Source organism: Streptomyces sp. NBC_00464 (genome assembly GCF_036013915.1).
GTDB lineage: Bacteria > Actinomycetota > Actinomycetes > Streptomycetales > Streptomycetaceae > Streptomyces.
In genome coordinates this window covers 4455213-4472014 of record NZ_CP107899.1, presented here as the reverse complement: position 1 = coordinate 4472014, position 16802 = coordinate 4455213, and the positions used below count along the sequence as shown (strand labels likewise).

At 69.6% G+C, this 16802-nt stretch carries 15 protein-coding genes; 9 read left to right on the top strand and 6 right to left on the bottom strand.

The annotated features are described in order from the left end of the window. Window positions 1-40: 40 nt before the first annotated feature. Window positions 41-910, bottom strand: coding sequence for a hypothetical protein (locus OG912_RS20205; RefSeq protein WP_327710576.1), 870 nt, complete (start codon window positions 908-910; stop codon window positions 41-43). Window positions 911-989: 79 nt separating this feature from the next. Between OG912_RS20205 and OG912_RS20200 the strand changes: the two genes are divergently transcribed. Together OG912_RS20200 and OG912_RS20195 are read left to right on the top strand one after the other, a co-directional pair. Further along, window positions 990-1772, top strand: coding sequence for an SDR family oxidoreductase (locus OG912_RS20200; protein WP_327710575.1), 783 nt, complete (start codon window positions 990-992; stop codon window positions 1770-1772). Between the two features lie 411 nt (window positions 1773-2183). Then, window positions 2184-3755: a sodium:solute symporter family protein gene (locus tag OG912_RS20195; protein WP_327710574.1), complete on the top strand. Its 1572-nt coding sequence runs from the start codon at window positions 2184-2186 to the stop codon at window positions 3753-3755. A gap of 85 nt (window positions 3756-3840) precedes the next feature. Here the strand turns inward: OG912_RS20195 and OG912_RS20190 are convergent, their stop codons facing one another. After that, the gene (locus OG912_RS20190; RefSeq protein ID WP_327710573.1) at window positions 3841-4956 is read right to left on the bottom strand and encodes an ADP-ribosylglycohydrolase family protein; all 1116 of its coding nucleotides are present in this window, start codon (window positions 4954-4956) and stop codon (window positions 3841-3843) included. A gap of 210 nt (window positions 4957-5166) precedes the next feature. Here OG912_RS20190 and OG912_RS20185 point away from each other — a divergent pair, with 210 nt between their 5' ends. After that, the gene (locus tag OG912_RS20185; protein WP_327710572.1) at window positions 5167-5451 is read left to right on the top strand and encodes a hypothetical protein; all 285 of its coding nucleotides are present in this window, start codon (window positions 5167-5169) and stop codon (window positions 5449-5451) included. Continuing rightward, window positions 5448-5846, top strand: coding sequence for a hypothetical protein (locus OG912_RS20180; RefSeq protein WP_327710571.1), 399 nt, complete (start codon window positions 5448-5450; stop codon window positions 5844-5846). Before OG912_RS20185 ends, OG912_RS20180 begins: the two co-directional genes overlap by 4 nt. Window positions 5847-5877: 31 nt before the next feature. Here OG912_RS20180 and OG912_RS20175 read toward each other — a convergent pair whose 3' ends face one another. Further along, complete coding sequence (locus OG912_RS20175) at window positions 5878-6168, bottom strand: hypothetical protein (RefSeq protein ID WP_327710570.1); 291 nt, start codon at window positions 6166-6168, stop codon at window positions 5878-5880. Window positions 6169-6307: 139 nt separating this feature from the next. Between OG912_RS20175 and OG912_RS20170 the strand changes: the two genes are divergently transcribed. From OG912_RS20170 to OG912_RS20155, 4 genes are all read left to right on the top strand, one after another. Then, window positions 6308-7132: a helix-turn-helix domain-containing protein gene (locus OG912_RS20170; RefSeq protein WP_327710569.1), complete on the top strand. Its 825-nt coding sequence runs from the start codon at window positions 6308-6310 to the stop codon at window positions 7130-7132. Beyond that, window positions 7129-7329, top strand: a complete 201-nt coding sequence (locus tag OG912_RS20165) for a DUF397 domain-containing protein (protein WP_327710568.1) — start codon at window positions 7129-7131, stop codon at window positions 7327-7329. The genes OG912_RS20170 and OG912_RS20165 overlap by 4 nt, the downstream gene beginning before the upstream one ends. A 271-nt stretch (window positions 7330-7600) precedes the next feature. Next, a complete protein-coding gene (locus OG912_RS20160; RefSeq protein WP_327710567.1) occupies window positions 7601-8692 on the top strand; it encodes a tyrosine-protein phosphatase in 1092 nt (363 codons plus the stop codon). 174 nt (window positions 8693-8866) lie between these two features. Beyond that, window positions 8867-9793, top strand: a complete 927-nt coding sequence (locus OG912_RS20155) for an SDR family oxidoreductase (RefSeq protein WP_327710566.1) — start codon at window positions 8867-8869, stop codon at window positions 9791-9793. A gap of 37 nt (window positions 9794-9830) precedes the next feature. Here OG912_RS20155 and OG912_RS20150 read toward each other — a convergent pair whose 3' ends face one another. Further along, window positions 9831-10250: a hypothetical protein gene (locus OG912_RS20150; RefSeq protein WP_327710565.1), complete on the bottom strand. Its 420-nt coding sequence runs from the start codon at window positions 10248-10250 to the stop codon at window positions 9831-9833. 164 nt (window positions 10251-10414) lie between these two features. Then, on the bottom strand, window positions 10415-11881 hold the full coding sequence (eccD, locus tag OG912_RS20145) for a type VII secretion integral membrane protein EccD (RefSeq protein WP_327710564.1): 1467 nt from the start codon (window positions 11879-11881) through the stop codon (window positions 10415-10417). Between the two features lie 170 nt (window positions 11882-12051). Here eccD and eccCa point away from each other — a divergent pair, with 170 nt between their 5' ends. Beyond that, window positions 12052-16014 (top strand): type VII secretion protein EccCa, encoded by a 3963-nt coding sequence (gene eccCa, locus OG912_RS20140; protein WP_327710563.1) that lies wholly within the window; start codon window positions 12052-12054, stop codon window positions 16012-16014. A 133-nt stretch (window positions 16015-16147) separates the two neighbouring features. Here eccCa and OG912_RS20135 read toward each other — a convergent pair whose 3' ends face one another. Next, window positions 16148-16717 (bottom strand): PH domain-containing protein, encoded by a 570-nt coding sequence (locus tag OG912_RS20135; RefSeq protein ID WP_327710562.1) that lies wholly within the window; start codon window positions 16715-16717, stop codon window positions 16148-16150. Between the last annotated feature and the right edge of the window lie 85 nt (window positions 16718-16802).

The window sequence follows — 16802 nt, the reverse complement described above, 5'->3', positions numbered from 1 at the left end:
CGGGCAACGGGACACCGCGCGGCGCCACCCGCCGGGCGTCTCAGCGCAGCTGATCCACGTACCGGTCCGTGCCCGGCACGGTCGGGATGAACGGCGCCATCAGCTCCACCCGCCCCAGCCCCGATTCCGCAACCGTCGCGTCGAGCCCGGCGAAATGCTCGTCCCAGCATGCTCGCGGGTCCTCCTGGAGGAACCAGAGCAGGGTCAGCCGGGTGTCGACGCCCTCGACCTGCTTCACATAGGTCATCCGGTCGCCCGGCAACGGCGTGGGACGGAACACGGTCACCATCGCCGCGGGCGACCCGCTCAGCCGCTTGGGCAGATGCCGGGAGCGCAGCCACTCCAGCAACTCGGCCCGTTGCGCGGGCCCTTCGGCGTCGATCACCTCCAGCACCAGTCCGCTGTACGGATGATCGAGGGCATGGAAGTCCCGGGGCCCCGCGGCCCCGTCCCGGTAGACCGTCGCCTCGTGGTCCTGGAACGCCGTGAAGACATGGGTGCGGTCCTGGTAGACCCGGCCGTCCCGGTTCAGCCGCTTGTTGATGCCGACGGTCCACTTCATGTGGTCGTCGTAGCGTCCGTCCGTCACCCAGTACGTGGACAGATAGCACCCGGCACCGACCGGCTGGGCGATCGCGGACTTGTCCGGGTACCGCAGCTCCTGGAGCTCCCGGGTGGCGACCCAGCGCCGGCCGGAGAACATCCAGGGCATCGCCATCGCGCCTGCGTAGTAGTGATCGTCTTCGTACCACCGGTTGTACGCGAACTCATGGCCCGGGTGCGGTTCCACCATGGTGATCAGCGCGTGGCCGGGATGGACTCCGTACGGCCCCAGCGCGGCCAGTTCGGCGTACGTGTCACTCCGCGTCCCGCCGCCCCGCTCTTGTTCGGGCCTCGTTCCCTCACCCATGCCGTTCCCCTTCCGTACTCTGCCGGAGGGACCTACTCTGACGCCCCGTCAGAAGAAGTTCCAGAGCCGGGAGGCGCCGATGTTGCTCGCGGGGAAGACCGTCATCGTGTCCGGGGTGGGCGCCGGGCTCGGGCACCAGATCGCGGCCACGGTCGTGCGCGACGGGGGCAACGCCGTCCTCGGGGCGCGCACCGCGGCCAATCTCGCCAAGTCGGCGGCCGAGATCGATCCGGAGGGGGTGCACACCGCGCATCTGGCCACCGACATCACCGACGAGGCGCAGTGCGAGGCGCTCGCGGCGCTGGCCGTCGAGCGGTTCGGGCGGATCGACGCGGTGGTCCATGTCGCCGCCTGGGACAGCTACTTCGGCGGCGTCGAGGACGCCGATCTGGACACCTGGAAGGCGGTCGTCGACGTCAATCTGCTCGGCACCCTGCGAATGACGCGCGCCTGCCTGCCCGCACTCAAGGAACGGGGCGGATCGGTCGTCATCATCGGTACGCAGTCCGCGGTGGCGGCGCCGTCCCAGGTGCGGCAGGCGGCGTACGCGGCCTCCAAGGGCGCGCTCACCTCGGCGATGTACTCCATGGCGTGGGAGTTCGGACCGCACCGGATCCGGGTGAACACCGTGCTGCCGGGCTGGATGTGGGGGCCGCCGGTACAGGCCTACGTACAGTTCACCGCACACACCGAGTCGGTACCCGAGGCCGAGGTGCTGGGGAGGCTCTCGGAGCGCATGGCGCTGCCGGAGCTGGCGACGGACGGCGATGTGGCGGAGGCCGCGGTCTTCCTGTCCTCCGACCGGGCACGGGCGATCACCGGGCAGTCCCTGCTGGTCAACGCGGGCGAGCTGATGCGCTGACGCACTGACGCACCACGGGCTCGCTCCGCAGGGGCCCGTTTCGTGCGGGCTCGCTCCACAGGGAGTTCGGCAAGGTCAGTTCTCCTCCTTCTCGGCCGCACGGGACCCGCATCCCGTGCGGTCTTTCGGCGTTCCTGGATGTTCCCTCTTCTTCTCTGCACAGCCTGACGAAGTGCCCGCTCATCGTGTGGCCCCCGTCACGTGCACGACAACGCTTTCGTGGGTCAAGAACAAGTAAAATCGTTCGACTTACTGATCCGCGTTCACATCTCTGACCGACGGAGACCTTGACCGAGGTGCCGAACAGGCGGTTCAATCCCCGAAGTCCCCGTTCCCGCACGGGGGCACCGCTGAACGGCCGTACTGACGAAGTGCGTACCCGTTCACAAGGCGGACCCCAGGAGGGGGCACATGAACAGTCTCGACTGGGTCGTGCTCATCGGCTACTTCGGCGTGATGATCGCGATCGGACTCTGGTCCCACAAGCGTGTGGACAACGTCAGCGACTTCTTCACGGCCGGCGGCAAGATGCCGTGGTGGCTTTCCGGCATCTCGCACCACATGTCCGGCTACAGCGCCGTGATGTTCACCGGCTACGCCGGCATCGCGTACCAGTACGGCGTCACGTCCTTCGTGACGTGGTCGCTCCCCATCGCCATCGGCATCGGGATCGGCGCCAAGCTCTTCGCTCCCCGGCTCAACCGGCTGCGCTCGCGGCTGCACGTCGCCTCGCCTCTCGAATACCTGAAGAACCGCTACAACATCCAGACCCAGCAGGCGCTCGCCTGGTCCGGGCTGCTGCTGAAGATCGTGGACGTCGGCGCCAAGTGGGCGGCCATCGCCACCCTGCTCTCCGTCTTCACCGGCATCAGCCTGACCCAGGGCATCTTCATCACCGGCCTGATCACGGCCATCTACTGCACGGTCGGCGGCCTGTGGGCCGACGCGCTCACCGAGCTGGGGCAGTTCGTCATCCAGCTGTTCGCCGGCCTCGCGATGCTCGTCACCGCGATGAGCAAGCTCGACGGCTTCTCCACCCTGTGGACGGTCTGGGACAAGCTGCCCGAGGGCCACACGGACCCGACGGCCGGTCCGTACACCGTGACCTTCCTGCTGGCGTACCTGTTCATCAAGACCTTCGAGTACAACGGCGGCATGTGGAACCAGGCCCAGCGCTACATGGCCACGGACTCCGCCGCCTCCGCGACCCGCTCGGCACGGCTCTCCGCCATCCTGTGGCTGGTCTGGCCGACGGTCCTCTTCTTCCCGATGTGGTGTGCCCCGCTGCTCGTCGACGCCCAGAAGCCGGACGCCTCGGACAGCTACGCGCTGATGACCGAGCAGCTTCTGCCGCACGGCCTGCTGGGCCTGGTCGTCGTCGGCTTCTTCTCGCACACGATGGCCATGTGCTCCTCGGACGCCAACGCCATCGCGGCGGTCTTCACCCGCGACATCGCCCCGGTCTTCTCCAAGGCGGCCCGCAACTGGAACGCCCGCGCCGGCCTGCTGGCCGCGCGGCTCTCCACGCTCGGCTTCCTGGGCCTGTCCATGGCGCTGGCGACCCAGATCAACTCGCCGACGTTCAAGGACATCATCTCGGTCGTCATCAAGTGGGTCGCCGGTCTGATGGGCCCGATCGCGATCCCGTTCATGCTGGGTCTGCTGCGCCGGTTCCGTAAGTCGGGACCGACGGCGGCGCTCACCAGCTGGGCGGCGGGTCTGCTGGCGTTCTACTTCACCAACTACAACTTCGACGGTTCGGTGAAGACGGACGTCGCCCTGCAGTACCAGGTGGCGCTGCCGCTGGCGATCTCGCTGGTGCTCTACATCGTCATCGGCTTCATCAAGCCGGAGGACACCCCGGAGCGCGATGCGATCATCGAGCAGATCAACACGGACAGCGACGGCCCGGCGACCGGTGCGACCGTACCGGCGCAGGGCGGCCCCGAGGACGTTGCGGCCGTGGAGGGCGTGAAGGACTGACGCCTGCGGCTGTACGGGGGTGAGGGGCGGGTCACGGATGCGGCGGCTTCCGTGACCCGCCCCTCACCTGTTCCGCCCTTCCCGCTCAGCCGCGCGGGTAGCGGGCCAGCCAGCCCGGTGCGGCGGCGGCCGGACCGTGCAGGGCGGGCCCCTGTGTCATCTCCATGGCGAAGTCGTCGGCGAGCTCCAGGAGCGTGGCCCGCCCCTCCAGCTCGGCCAGCCAGGCCGGCGGCAGCGCGGTCTCGCCGTGCAGCGCGCCGAGCAGCGCCCCGCACAGGGCCCCGGTGGCCGCGGACGGCCCGCCGTGGTTCACGGCCAGCCGCAGCCCGTGCCGGATGTCCTCGCCGACCAGGGCGCAGTACACGGCCACGGCAAGGACCTCCTCGGCGGAGTCCGTGGCGCCCAGCGACTCGATGAGTGCGGGGCCCGGAATGCCCTGGCGCACGGTGCCGAGGGCCTGTTGGAGCGCCTCGGTGACGGTTTCGTGGCCCGGCCGCTCGGCGAGCACCCCCAGCGCGTGCTGCACGGCCCCGTCCAGCGACTCGCCGCGCGCCAGCCCGTGCACCATGACGGCGACGGCGCCCGCGGAGAGCAGGGCGGTGGGGTGGCCGTGGGTCTGGGCGGCGCACTCGACGGCCAGTTGGAACACGAGCTGCGGTTCCCAGCCGACGAGGAGCCCGAACGGGGCGGAGCGGGTGAGTGCGGCCGAGTCGTGCGCGGCGGGGTTCTTGGGCTGTTCAAGGGTGCCCATGACGGTGTCGCCGAAGCCGTTCAGGCATTCCCGGGTGGGCGCGCGCCGGTTGTAGAGCCACTCCTGCCCGGCGAGCCAGCCGTTGTCCTTGCGCCGTTCGTCGGGCCCCCAGTCGTGCTGGGTGGCGGCCCAGCGCAGATGGGCCTGGTGCACATCGGTGGGCGGGTGCCAGGCACCGGTGTCGCGGCGGACCTGGGCGCGGATCAGCCCGTCGACGGTGAACAGGGTGAGCTGGGTGACGGCGCTGACGCGGCCGCGCCCGCCGTGTGCGGGGACGAAGTCGGTGACGGCGTCGACCCCGTGGGCCTCGCGGATCTCCTCCAGCGTGAGCCCGCTGACGCCCGCGCCGAGCGCGTCACCGATGGCGCCGCCGAGCAGTGCGCCGCGTACCCGGCTGCGGAAGTCCTGCTGCTCGGCACGGCCCCAGACGGCTGTGGTCCCTGAGCTCACCGTGCCCCTTCCCGTCTCCCGATCGGTCCGTATCCGTGTGCGACTGCGCGGTAACTGCGCAGCACTGTAATCGAACGGGGAAGGGCGGCCGAGGGCCGATACGGGTACGCGTAGGAATGTCAACGGGCGTACCGCGCTTCGCATGTGCCCGGTTGGTGCGCTTCGGGCAGTAGGGGCGCGTCGTATCCATACTCTGGCTATGGTGACTCTATGGCAACGACGACAATCCAGGTCCCCAAAGAGACACGTGATCATCTCGCACAGGTCGCCAAGGAGCGCGGTCTGAGCCTGGGCCAGTTGGTCGAGCAATTGGCTTCGCAGCAGCCGACCGCCGCCCAGATCGCCGAGCGTGTGGCCACCACTCGACGGGTGCTGAGGGAGCGCATGGGCTGCACTCTGACCGATGCGGAGTTCGAGGACGGACCGGACGTGCTGGCCAATGTGTACGCCATGGCTGCCGAGAAGATGCGCGCCGGACGGGACAAGGCAGCGTGATCATCCTCGACACGAGTGCGGTCACCGCCCTCACGCAGGGGCATCGCGCCCTGCACCTTCTCGCCGACAATGTCGCTCACACACCCGGGGACTGGGTGCACGTTCCCGCGCTGTGCCTCATGCAGGGGGAAGTGGCATCCGAGGGCCTGGCGCGTGCAGCGCTGGCGCTCCCCGGCCTCCTGGTGGACCAGCTCGACCAGACGGCAGCGGCCACGATCGGGGGCATGGTGCGCGACGGCTGGGGAGGGCCGGACACCTGCCACGCGCTGTACGTGGCGATGCCCCACCTGGAGACCGGCGGCATGTCGATCATCCTGACCGGCCGCGAAGACGACTACCCGCCCGGCATCCTCACCGTCGACATCGACTCCCCCGGAATGCTCGGCTTTCACTGACGGCCCCCGCCAGGAGCAGGACGGACGCCGGTCACGAGGATTCCGCACGCATCCGCTCACCCCGGCTGTGCGCGATCCGCAGCAGATCCCCCAGCGATTCCGTGGCCCGCGCAAGCGCGAACCGCACCGCCCGCTCCCCCGCCGCCCGGTCCGCCAGCACGGCCCGCGACCCGGCCCACACCTGCTCGCCGCACTCGATCTGCTCGTCCTCCATGTCGTCGGCCAGCCGTGACATCAGGCTCCCGGGATCGTCGGTGCTGAGCCAGCACGGCTTGCCCTCCGGAGAGACCCAGGGAAGGAGGCGGGGAGGTAGGTCGGCCATGACTGCTCCTGACGGCCGGCGGGCACTGCGTCCCACCGACGGGTGACGGTGACGGATCGTGACCCGATGATGACGCGCCCGCCGTACGCTCGGACAGAGAGACACGATTGCCCGCGCGCAGGACAACGGAGGGCCGCCGATGACCGAACTCACCCCCACGGACGAGGAGTCGGGCCGCGCCGCGCTCGGCCGGGCCCTTCGGTACTTACGCGAGAAGGCGGGCCTGTCGCTGGGGCAGCTCGCCGAGAAGACCCGCTACGACAAGAGCTACCTCTACCGCCTGGAGGTCAGCCAACGCCTGTCCAAGCTCGCGGTGATGGAGGACCTGGACCGGTTCTACGACTCCGGGGGCCTGCTGGTGCAGCTCTGGAAGGTGGCGCGGAAGGAGGTCTTCAAGGACCGGTACAAGGAGTTCATGCGGCTGGAGCCGACGGCTCGCATCATGCACCTGTTCACGCTCGGCATCCCCGGCCTGCTCCAGACGGAGGAGGTGGCGCGGAAGCTGTTGTCCGGCGCCCAGGAAACCCACGCCGAGGCCGAGTTGGTGGAGGAGCAGGTCATAGCCCGCATGGGACGTCAGCAACTGCTGCACCGTAAACCGGCTCCGTCCGTACGGATCATCTTGGACGAGTACGCGCTCCGCAGGCCCGTCCCGGACCCCAAGGCGTGGGACGAACAACTGACGCATCTGATCGACATGGGCGAGACGGCCTCCGTCGTCCTCCAGGTCCTGCCCTTCGCCGCCGGGGCGCACCACCTGATGGACGGTTCCCTGACGTTGCTGTGGCAGGACGACACGAGCACGGTTGCCTATACGGAAGGCAACGGATGCGCGGAGTTGATCGAGGATCCAGCCGCTGTGACGCGCTACCGCCTGTCCTACGATCGCCTCCGGGACCTGGCGCTGCCCCCGCCGGAGTCCACCGCGTTCATCAGGGGTGTCCTGGAGGAGCACAGATCATGAGCCGTACCCCCGACCTCTCCACCGCGACCTGGCGCAAGTCCAGCTACAGCGACGGCGGCGCCAACAACTGCGTCGAGGTATCGGACACCTTCCCCGCCCTCGTCCCCGTCCGCGACAGCAAGACTCCCGCCGGACCCGTCCTGCTCTTCGCTCCGGCCGCCTGGTCCACCTTCCTGGAGTACGCGGCCGGGCGCTGACACCGGACAGCCGGCTCGATTGCCCGGACCCATCGGCGTTCTGCCGGCGCGGGTCGGCTGTGGCGGACATGGCTCCATGTCTGGCAGTTGCGTGCGTCGGCCAAGACGCTGCCACCTGGGCGTGGGCCCGAGGCCCGGGGCTGGGCCCTGTGCAAGGCGCTGCTGAGCCGCAGCGTGCCCCCTCCGCCGCAGAGGCCCTGTTGGAACTGTCTTCGTCCCCCGTTCACCCGGGGTTACGCCTCTCCACGTGCGGGGCTCAGAGCATGCACGCATGACGCAGATGACTCGTGTCAGGGCTACCTCCTACGCCCTGGCCGCCGCCCTCCTGGCCGGCCTCGCAGTACCCGCGGCCGCGGCCGCGGCCCCGCACACCCCCACCGGGCACGGCGCCGCTTCCTCCCACGGACGCATCCCGTTCACCGCGGCCACGGTGACGGCCTCCGACGACGGTTCGTACACCGTGGAGTGGAAGGCCCCCGGCATACGTCACGTGGCCGTCCGGGCCAACGGCCGTACCGTCGCCTCCGGTGGCTCCACCGGCAAGGTCACCGTGCGCGGGCTGCCCGCCGCCGACCGACAGTGGTTCGACCTGGTCCCCGAGCGGGGAGGCTCGCTGCACCTCGCCGACCGGCTGATCCGGCTCCAGGGTGCCGTCAACTTCCGTGACGCGGGCGGCTACCGCACCGCGGACGGCCACTGGGTGAAGATGGGCGAGATCTACCGCTCGGACGCCCTCGACAAGCTGACGTCCGCCGATCTGGCGAAACTGCGGCGGCTGTCCGTCACCACGGTCTTCGACCTGCGCATGGAGTCGGAGCGCGCCGCCGCCCCGGACCGGGTCCCGGCCGGTGCGACGCACGTCGTCGCGGATGTACTGGCGGGGTCGCCGACGTTCACCGCCATGCCGGTCACCGCGGCGGAGGCCGAGGCCATGATGGTCGACGGCGAGAAGTTCATGGTCAGCGGAGGCACCGCCAAGAAGGCCTACCGCACGGTGTTCTCCGGCATCGGCGACGACAGCGCCCGCGCTGTCGTCTTCCACTGCACGGCGGGCAAGGACCGCACGGGCTGGGCGAACGCCGCCCTGCTGACCGCCCTCGGGGTGCCGCGCTCCACCGTGATGGCCGATTACCTGGCCTCCAACGACTACCGTGCCGAGGCGAACGCGGCGGCGCTCGCCTCGATGCCGGCCGCGCAGGCCGCGGTGTACAAGCCGCTGCTCGATGTCCGGCCTTCGTACCTGAACTCCGGGTTCCAGGAGATCTCCGAGACGTTCGGCTCGTTCGGCGCGTACGAGAAGCAGGCACTCGGCCTGGATGCCAAGGATGTTCGCGCGCTGAAGAGGGACCTGCTGGTCGGCTGACGCCGCGGAGTTCCCCGCAGTCCCCCGCACGGCACCAGGTCGTGTGGAGAGACATGAAGAAATAGGACACGTGGTGTCCGCTTCTGCGGCGAGCATGGGGTCACCGGTCCTCATCGACAATCTGCCTGGTGGGGACCGGGGCGTACCAGGCAGCTACGAACCGCAAGGGGCCGCATGTCCGACACATCGAAACCGCCACTCCACGGAAGGATCGCACTGGTCGCCGGGGCCACCCGGGGCGCCGGGCGCGGCATCGCCGTCCAGCTCGGCGCGGCGGGTGCGACCGTTTACGTCACCGGCCGCACGACCCGGGAGAAGCGCTCGGAGTACGACAGGCCCGAAACGATCGAGGACACCGCGGAGCTCGTCACCGCCGCCGGCGGGACCGGTATCGCGGTGCCGACCGACCACCTGGTGCCGGAGCAGGTCCGTGCGCTGGCCGGGCGCATCGACGCCGAGCAGGGGCGGCTCGATGTGCTCGTCAACGACATCTGGGGCGGCGAGCGGCTGTTCGCGTTCGACAAACCGGTGTGGGAGCACGACCTCGACGACGGGCTGCGGCTGCTCCGGCTGGGCGTCGAGACCCACGCGATCACCAGCCACTTCCTGTTGCCGCTGCTGGTGCGTCGCCCGGGTGGGCTCGTGGTCGAGATGACCGACGGGACGGCCGCGTACAACCACGCGAACTACCGCAACTCCTACTTCTACGACCTGGTCAAGAACAGCGTGCTGCGCATGGCGTTCGTGCAGGCACACGAGTTGAAGCCGCACGGTGGTACGGCGGTGGCGCTCACCCCCGGGTGGCTGCGCTCGGAGATGATGCTCGATGCCTTCGGCGTGGCCGAGGAGAACTGGCGCGATGCGCTGGCCGAGGTCCCGCACTTCTGTATTTCGGAGAGCCCCGCGTACGTCGGGCGTGCGGTCGCGGCTCTGGCCGGAGACGCCGGCCTCGCGCGCTGGAACGGCCAGTCGCTGTCCAGCGGGCAGCTCGCCCAGGAGTACGGATTCACCGACCTCGACGGTTCCCGGCCCGACTGCTGGCGCTACCTGGTCGAGGTCGACGCTGCCGGGAAGCCGGCGGACGCGACGGGGTACCGGTGACGGTCAGGCCGAAGCTCGCTTCGCCCTGAGGGGCGACCTACTCCTCGGCGAAGACGTCCTCGGCCGACCGGGCGGTGGGGGCCCGCAGAAGCCAGCGGTTCAGGGTGTCGAGATCGCCACAGGTGGTGATCCGTTCACGCGCCTCGTCCGGTACGTCGATGCCCGCCCGCGCGAGGAAGAGCAGGATGCCCTGCGCGATGCCCTCCGAACGGCCCTCCGAACGGCCTTCCGACCGGCCTTCCGACCGGCCCTCGTCCCGGATTTCCTCTGCCATGAAGGATTTGTAGAAAGAGAGGTCCACGGCCACCAGGTTCCTCCACTGTTGTGCGGCCGGGCGGTTGCCCAGGCCTTGTGCGGTGAGTTCGACAAGGGGATCGGCGATGATTTCCGGTACGTCCCGCAGAGCGGTGGACAGCGTTTTCAGCAAGTGGCGTGATGCTCGAACCGCCCCGAGCACCGGGTTCGTTCTTGCCAGGAGAATATGTCCGCACGTAACGCCCGCACCTGTAACAGGAGTTGACTCACCCGTGTGAGTGACGTATCAGGAACGACAGGTGCGAGCGGTCGCTCCCGGAGCCCGCCCGCGCGGCTCCGGAAGCAGCCTGATCCAAACGGAAGGCCCTAGCTCGACATGCCCCGCGCCGAGGAGTACACGTCGAGGACGGCCAGGCAGAGGGGCACGAGCGCGAGGAGGAGAACCACCTCGGCCAGGTCGGAGAGCCGGCCCCAGAAGGGGGACAGCCCCTTCTTCGGGATGATCAGCGCGATGCCGATCAGCAGTGCGGAGCCGACCGTGACGGCAGCGGCGAGCCAGAGCGTACGGATGTCGAGCGGTCCTCGGTCCTGTTCCGTCAGGAGCTTGATGACCGCGCCGGTGGGCGGATTGAGTGACAGCCCCAGCACCAGCAGGCCCAGGGACGTGAGGCCCGCGGCCAGCACGGCGGCGACCTGGGCGGTGTAGCGGAAGAGCCGTGCCCGCAGCAGCATGGCCAGGCCGGCGACCAGCGCGAGGGTCTGGCCCCAGACGTTGCTGGAGAAGCCCAGGACGGTGGCGGACGCGACCACGACCACACAGCAGCCGCCCACCAGGCCCAGCAGCAGTTCGTGCCCGCGACGGGCCTGAGCCGCGATGCGTTCGGCGTCGACGGGACCACCGTCGCCGGTGACCGACGCGGAGTCGAGGTCGGCGTCCGTCATGGGGCGGGGGGCCGCGTAGCCGATCGGCAGGTGGGCCACCCGCGCGGAGAGCCCGGGGAGGAAGGCCACGGCTCCGATCGCGACCACCGCACAGACGGCGGCGGTCTCGCTGGGACTGGCTTCGGCGAGGATCGAGCAGAACGTCGCGAGGGTGCCCACCGCCGAGGCGAAGACGACGGCGACGAAGGGCGCGTCGCCGGACGGCATCGCGGCGACGAGCCCGGCGGAGAAGCAGAGCACGGTGGCGCAGCCGAGCAGGAACTGGAGGCGCCCGATGCCGGTACCCGCATCGAGCGCGAGGATGCCGGACCCGGCGATCATCAGGTGCGGCAGAGCCGCGAGGCCGAGCGCGACCGCGGAGGCCCGGTCGCCGTAGCTCCGGGCCCTGACGGCGGCGAGGACGACGAGCAGCACACCGACGGCGGCGGCGACAATGCCCGGCAGGCCGTGCATGTCGTGCTGGATCGGGTCGGAGAACCAGAGCACGAAGCCCATGAGTACGAGCAGGAGCGCGCCGCCGAAGAGACCGGCGCCGCGGAGCAGCTGGTCGCTCCAGAGGGCGCGGTCGCGGCGGACCGCGGTGGCGACCGCGTCGCTGACATCGTCGAAGACTGCCGGGGGGAGCGATTCCGCGAAGGGCCGAAGCCGCAGGACGTCCCCGTCCAGGACTCGCTGGACGGCCATCGGGTGGGTGAGGTCCAGGAGGGTGCCGTCGCGGCGGGCCAAGTGGTAGCCGGGGGGCGTGCCAGGGGGTGTGGCCTGGCCGGTCAGCCGCAGGATCTCCGGAAGGAGGTCGGCGACAGCGACATCGTCCGGAAGGGCGACATCGATACGGCTGTCCGGTGCCACGACCGTTATTCGGCAGAAACCGGTTGAAATGGTCGAACTCACCTGGTATATCCCCCTCGTTCGCTGTACACCGCGCTCCTGAGCAAGAGCGCCACCCTATCGGGGGCCCCTGCATGGGCTGCACGTAGGATTATCGGCACGCGGAGGTAGGTCGCTGCCACGGGGGTGCCGGCCCACAACTCTCCGGGCCGCACTGAGGGATTGATTCGCCGGTGACCCAGATCGTCGTCAAACGCCCGCCTCGGGCCATGCCGCCTGAGACATCCTCGGCGGAAGTAAGACTCGAATCGCCCCCTGAACTGCCGCGCGGGCAGCAGGAGGGCGTGGCCATGCAGCTGCTGCCGATGCTCGGCATGTGCTCATCAGTGGTGTTCTTCTTCATGCCCGGCTCACAGTCGTTCATGAAGATCATGGGCGTCATGATGCTGGTGTCGACAGCGGCCATGGCGATAGCCCAGGTGATGCGGCACCGCAAGGGATCCCAGGGCGAGGCCTCGGAAGGGCGCCGGGACTACCTGAAGTACCTCGCGCAGACCCGGCGGAAGGTACGCAAGACCGCACGGGTCCAGAGGGACGCGCAGTTCTACCTGCACCCGGACCCGGACCAGCTGTGGTCGCTGGTCGCCGAGGGTGAGCGGCTCTGGGAGCGGCGGATCGGCGACACCGACTTCGGGCAGGTGCGCGTCGGTCTGGGACCGCAGCAGCTGTGGACGCCCCTGGTCGCTCCGAGCACCGCGCCGCTGGACGAGCTGGAGCCGCTGTCGGCCGGAGCCATGCACCAGTTCCTGGCCGCTCACGGTTCGCTCGACCGGCTCCCCATGGCGGTATCGCTTCGCGCCTTCTACCACGTCGTGATCTCGGGCGATCCGGGGTCGGTGCGCGCTTCCGCACGCTCGATGGTGGCCGGTCTGGTCGCGCTGCACTCTCCTGACGACCTCGTGGTCGCGGTCGCGGCGTCCCCGGATGTGACCGATCAGTGGGACTGGACGAAGTGGCTGCCGCACTCCCAGGCTCCGGGGTCGTCCGACGGGGCCGGCACGAAGCGGCTGTTCGGCGACAACCTGATGGAGGTCGAGGAACTGCTCAAGGGCACCCTTGAGGGCCGGTCGAGGTTCAACCGCGAGGGAACACCGCTCCTCGACCAGCCGCATGTGGTCCTCATCCTGGACGGCAGCCTCGTGCCGGCGGAGTCGTTGCTCGCCTCCGCGGAAGGGCTGCAGGGGGTGACCGTCGTGGAGATCATTCCGGAGGAGCTGGACGATCCCCGCGGCCAGCTGCACATTGCCGTACGGCCGGGCCGGCTCCGGCTGGAGTCGGCCGCGGCCACCTACCACGGCACGCCCGACCTCCTGCCGGTCGAGACCGCGGAAGCCCTGGGCCGTCAGCTCGCCCCGCTGCGGATGGGCAGCGGTTCGGAGGACGACGAGCCTCTCCTCGCCAATCTGGACTTCACGGATCTGCTGGGCATCGGCGATCCCGCCGCGGTCGACACCGCCACCGCCTGGCGGCCGCGTTCGACGGCCGACCGGCTGCGCGTACCGATCGGCATCGGTGAGGACGGCTCGCCCGTCATGCTCGACCTCAAGGAGGCCGCGCAGGAGGGCATGGGCCCGCACGGGCTGTGTGTGGGAGCGACCGGTTCCGGAAAGTCCGAGCTGTTGCGCACCCTGGTGCTCGGCCTGGCGGTCACCCACTCCTCCGAGACGCTCAACTTCGTCCTGGCCGACTTCAAGGGTGGCGCGACGTTCGCCGGGATGTCCGAGCTTCCGCATGTCGCGGCGGTCATCACCAACCTGGCGGACGACCTCACCCTGGTCGACCGTATGCGGGACTCCATCACGGGTGAGCTCCAGCGCCGCCAGGAGCTCCTTCGGGCTTCGGGCAACTACGCGAACCTCACCGACTACGAGAAGGCGCGCGCCGCGGGGGCCCCGCTGGAGCCCCTGGCCTCGCTGGTCCTGGTGATCGACGAGTTCAGCGAACTCCTCACCGCCAAGCCGGACTTCATCGACATGTTCATCCAGATCGGCCGCATCGGGCGATCTCTGGGTGTGCACCTGCTGCTGGCCTCGCAGCGTCTGGAGGAGGGCCGCCTCCGCGGCCTGGACACCTACCTCTCCTACCGGATCGGCCTGCGTACCTTCTCCGCCGCCGAATCCCGTACCGCGCTGGGCGTGCCCGACGCCTACCACCTGCCTTCGGTGCCCGGCTCCGGGTTCCTGAAGTTCGGCACCGAGGGGATGACCCGCTTCAAGGCCGCGTACGTCTCGGGCACCTACCGCCCGGGGGTCACCGCCGTCACGAGCAGCGGCGAACTTCCCATCGACCGGCGGCCCGTGCTGTTCACCGCCGAACCGGTGGCGGTCCACTACCCCGAACCCGATCCGTATGTCTCTCACGCACCCGGGCAGACCACTCCCGACGCACTGGCGGACACCGTTCTCGACGTCATCGCACGCCGCCTGGAGGGCAAGGGGCCCCTGGCTCACCAGGTATGGCTGCCGCCGCTCACCGAGGCCCCGTCCCTCGACCAGCTGCTGCCGCCGCTGGCGGTGACGCCCGAGCGCGGACTCCACTCCCCGCAGTACGCCCAGAACGGCTCTCTGGTCGTTCCCTTCGGCCTGGTGGACAAGCCCTTCGAGCAGCGCCGCGACTCCCTGGTACGGGACTTCTCGGGCGCGGCCGGTCACATGCTGATCGTGGGTGGCCCCCGCTCCGGCAAGTCCACCCTCCTGCGCGCGCTCATCGGCTCCTTCGCCGTCACGCACACGCCGAACGAAGTGCAGTTCTACGGGATGGACTTCGGCGGCGGCGGCATGATCGCCGTCGAGGGCCTGCCGCACGTCGGCGGGGTGGCCTCCCGGCTCGACCCGGAGAAGATCCGCCGTACGGTCGCCGAGGTCTCGGGGATCCTCAACCGGCGCGAGGAGTTCTTCCGGGACAACAACATCGACTCGATCGCCACCTATCGCCGGCTCCGCGCCGAGGGCCGGCTGCCGGGCGAGCCGTGGGGCGACGTCTTCCTCGTCATCGACGGCTGGCAGTCCTTCAAGACGGACTACGAGTTCCTGGAGCCCGTCGTCGCCGACATCGCCGCCCGGGGTCTGGGGCTCGGCGTACACCTGATCGCCACCGTCGCCCGGTACATGGAGATGCGGGCAGCGCTCAAGGACCAGTTGCTCAACCGGCTGGAGCTGCGCCTCGGCGACCCGACCGACTCCGAACTGGACCGCAAGATCGCGGTGAACGTCCCCGTCGGTCAACCGGGCCGCGGCCTGACCGCGGAGAAGCTGCACTTCATGGGCGGACTGCCGCGCATCGACGAATCCTCGGACGCCGACAGCCTGTCCGATGCCACCGCCGCCTTCGTCAAGGCCACGACGGACAACTGGCCGGGCCCGCATGCCCCGCAGGTCCGCATGCTGCCCAGGATGCTCTCGGCCCGTGAGCTGCCGAGCGGCCCCGGCGATACGCGCCCGGGTGTCGCGATCGGACTCGACGAGATGAACCTCGCACCGGTCTTCGTCGACTTCGACACCGACCCGCTGTTCGCGGTCTTCGGTGAGTCGGAGTCCGGCAAGACCGCGGTGCTGCGACTGCTCATCAAGCAGATCACCGAGCGGTACACCCCGCAGGAGGCGTTGATCTGTGTCGGCGACTACCGGCGCAGCCTGCTGGAGTGCGTGCCCGAGCCGTACCTGGTCGGATACTCGACGACGCAGAACGGCTTCGAGAAGTACCTCCAGGACATGAACACCCTCATCACCAGCCGCATCCCCGGCCCCGATGTGACACCGCAGCAGTTGCGCACGCGCAGCTGGTGGAGGGGCCCGCGGGCGTTCATCATCGTCGACGACTACGACCTGGTCGCGACGTCCTCCGGAAACCCGATGGCGCAGCTGGTCGACAACCTGCCGTACGCCCGCGACGCGGGGGTCAACTTCATCATCGCGCGCAGCAGCGCGGGGGCCGGCCGGTCCTCGTACGAGCCGTTCATCCAGCGCTTCAAGGAGCTCGGCGCGCAGGGCATCGTCCTGTCCGGTCACCCCGGTGAGGGCGAACTCCTCGGCGACGTGAAGGCCCGCCCGCTGCCTCCGGGCCGCGGTCTGTTCGTCTCGCGCCGCGGCGCGCCTGCCCTGATCCAGACGGGGTGGCTGCCGCAGGACCTGGGCTGAGGATCGGGGTACCGCGGAGCGCGAAGGAGGGGGCAGGCCCACGATCGGGCCTGCCCCCTCCTTCATGCGCCGAGACGTCGTCCGTTCTGCGTGTCGGCCACGCGCTGTTCCGCAATTCCTGGCGGGACAGCGCTCAGCCCAGGGTCAACGGCTGGGCGGTGTACCTTCCCGGGGCGAAGCGCTCGACCGCGTCGATGATCAGGGCAGGGTGGCCGGGCCTGCGCCGGCGCCACAGGGAGTTTCCGAGAGAGGAGAGAACGACCGCCCTCGGCCCCGCCCCGGCGATCTGCTTCTCCGGGAGAGCCCCGTCCTTCAGCACCAACAGCAGCAGGCTCTGCCTGCTGTTGAACCGGACCTGGTCGATATCGGTCCACCGCACGGTCTCCGTACCCCCACGCCGCACCTTGCTCATGCCCACCGGATCGATGCGCAGGGCCGGCGTTCGCGACACCAGGGCGATCAGCGGCAGCAGGGCCACCACCCCTCCCAGCACCGGTAGTCCCGCATAGCCGGCGACACCCGCCTCGCCCAGGAACCCCAGGTCCTCACCCATGATCAGCACTCCGACCACAAAGAGAACGAGCACTTCGAGGAGCACCAGGCAGAGCATCGCCGCGAGAATCAACCCGAGGTAGAACCCGCCGCGGCGCGCCCGCTCAGCGGGGAGAAGGAGCCCTTCGGCGGTGTTGGAGGGTGTGGTCATGACGCTTCCTTCGTTGAGGTTCGGGCGGCAAGTGCATGACGCTCAACTCGCCGCCGCCAAAGCGTGGTGAGACACCCCGAATCGC

Excerpts from the sequence above, each read along its gene's own strand:
- OG912_RS20205 (WP_327710576.1), bottom strand. The coding sequence starts at position 910 with ATGGGTGAGGGAACGAGGCCCGAACAAGAGCGGGGCGGCGGGACGCGG.
- OG912_RS20200 (WP_327710575.1), top strand. The coding sequence starts at position 990 with ATGTTGCTCGCGGGGAAGACCGTCATCGTGTCCGGGGTGGGCGCCGGG.
- OG912_RS20195 (WP_327710574.1), top strand. The coding sequence starts at position 2,184 with ATGAACAGTCTCGACTGGGTCGTGCTCATCGGCTACTTCGGCGTGATG.
- OG912_RS20185 (WP_327710572.1), top strand. The coding sequence starts at position 5,167 with ATGGCAACGACGACAATCCAGGTCCCCAAAGAGACACGTGATCATCTC.
- OG912_RS20175 (WP_327710570.1), bottom strand. The coding sequence starts at position 6,168 with ATGGCCGACCTACCTCCCCGCCTCCTTCCCTGGGTCTCTCCGGAGGGC.
- OG912_RS20170 (WP_327710569.1), top strand. The coding sequence starts at position 6,308 with ATGACCGAACTCACCCCCACGGACGAGGAGTCGGGCCGCGCCGCGCTC.
- OG912_RS20165 (WP_327710568.1), top strand. The coding sequence starts at position 7,129 with ATGAGCCGTACCCCCGACCTCTCCACCGCGACCTGGCGCAAGTCCAGC.
- OG912_RS20160 (WP_327710567.1), top strand. The coding sequence starts at position 7,601 with ATGACGCAGATGACTCGTGTCAGGGCTACCTCCTACGCCCTGGCCGCC.
- OG912_RS20155 (WP_327710566.1), top strand. The coding sequence starts at position 8,867 with ATGTCCGACACATCGAAACCGCCACTCCACGGAAGGATCGCACTGGTC.
- OG912_RS20135 (WP_327710562.1), bottom strand. The coding sequence starts at position 16,717 with ATGACCACACCCTCCAACACCGCCGAAGGGCTCCTTCTCCCCGCTGAG.